This window comes from Bacillus sp. AP50 (genome assembly GCF_040492675.1).
Lineage (GTDB): Bacteria > Bacillota > Bacilli > Bacillales > Bacillaceae_G > Bacillus_A > Bacillus_A cereus.
Window position 1 is genome coordinate 1 of sequence record NZ_JBEUTW010000806.1, and the last position, 1,214, is coordinate 1,214.

Here is a 1,214-nt window from a genome sequence, read left to right on the forward strand (position 1 = left end):
GAGTTGGTTAGATCGTATAGCGTTGCCATGTTTTAGTTCCTCCTTTAGTTTTCCGATGATGATTTCTAGTGCGACAATCAGCTCCTCGGAATCGATTTCAACGCTGTCTTGCGCTGCATCTAATAGCTGTTCTGTTTTTGGATTGTCGGACGTTTGATAGATTGAGACATTGCCATTTGGCAGAAACTCAAAGACCAGATTTCCGGCTACGGATATGTTTCCGAGCTTCGCCTCGTCCGATAAGACAAGCTGGCAAAAATTGTCAGTTTTTAGTTTCATGTGGTATCATCACCTTAATAGATATTTTCTTACTGACTCAATGCTTGCTGGCGGAGTCAGTTTTTTAATGTAATCCAAACTAATTACCGTGCGCTCACCGTCAAACTCAACTACCGCACTACACTTTAGCTTGCGGATTACGGTGCCGACGATATTGTCGTAAATCAGTACCGTGTCACCATCTTCCACGTCACTGTCGATGGACTGCCGAGCGGCCGATGTTTTTAAGTTGCGGGTAAAGCCAACCATCTCGGTTACTCTCCCGATTCCAGTATGTCGTATCATTGGTTTCCCCCTTTCGCCTTGCCGATAGCATAACTTCCGCCAATGGCTACTGGCGCCCATGTTAAAATCAGCGCTGCATTTAGTGATTGGGTAGCCAAGAATGCTATCACCGTGCCAAATATTGCCAAGCTTGCCATCACTACGATGGCATCAAATGCTTTTTTCAATCCTTATTCCTCCTCTCGGATATCATTGCCAAACAAGCGAGTATGGCGACTATCAAACCGCCGACTAGCCAGTACATAGTGATTCCTCCTCAATCGGCTCAAACTCCACCTTACCGCCATTCAAGCCGTTCAAAATTCGGCAATAGATTTCTGGTGGAATACAGACACTTTCGAGTAGCTCGCCTGTCTGCTCATTGGCTTTGATAGGCGTTCCGTCTTTGCGGTAAACCTTTACTGTGATTTCCATGATTAGGCCTCATTTTCAAAAAGAGTTTCAATTGTTGGGTAAACGTCGTGTTTTTTCAAAAATTGATAAATAAAAATGTGCCCTTTTTGCGTCCACTTAGTGTTTGGCTTCATCTGACTACTGCCTTTCCACAATTTCATTTCCGTGTGCGTATAGCCTTCGTTTTGATAATCAGCATAAAGTAACCAAACATCGCCTTGTTTGTACTGGACTTTTAAATCATGAAGCAATTGGTT

5 protein-coding genes are annotated in these 1,214 nt (G+C 43.7%); all 5 read right to left on the minus strand.

The features are described from left to right. Positions 1-279 (minus strand): hypothetical protein (locus tag ABWK52_RS29655; protein ID WP_353772405.1); only part of this gene is annotated, 279 nt, incomplete at its 3' end. Positions 280-288: 9 nt separating this feature from the next. Then, positions 289-564, minus strand: coding sequence for a hypothetical protein (locus tag ABWK52_RS29660; RefSeq protein ID WP_353772406.1), 276 nt, complete (start codon positions 562-564; stop codon positions 289-291). After that, positions 561-731: a hypothetical protein gene (locus ABWK52_RS29665; RefSeq protein ID WP_353772407.1), complete on the minus strand. Its 171-nt coding sequence runs from the start codon at positions 729-731 to the stop codon at positions 561-563. Before ABWK52_RS29665 ends, ABWK52_RS29660 begins: the two co-directional genes overlap by 4 nt. 64 nt (positions 732-795) lie before the next feature. Further along, positions 796-978 carry a hypothetical protein gene (locus ABWK52_RS29670; protein WP_353772408.1) on the minus strand — a complete coding sequence of 61 codons (183 nt, stop codon included), beginning with the start codon at positions 976-978 and terminating at the stop codon, positions 796-798. A 2-nt stretch (positions 979-980) separates the two neighbouring features. Continuing rightward, a partial coding sequence (locus tag ABWK52_RS29675) for a phage antirepressor KilAC domain-containing protein (RefSeq protein WP_353772409.1) occupies positions 981-1,214 on the minus strand: 234 nt, incomplete at its 5' end.

Coding starts and splice junctions, on each gene's coding strand:
- ABWK52_RS29660 (WP_353772406.1), bottom strand. CDS start 564: ATGATACGACATACTGGAATCGGGAGAGTAACCGAGATGGTTGGCTTT.
- ABWK52_RS29670 (WP_353772408.1), bottom strand. CDS start 978: ATGGAAATCACAGTAAAGGTTTACCGCAAAGACGGAACGCCTATCAAA.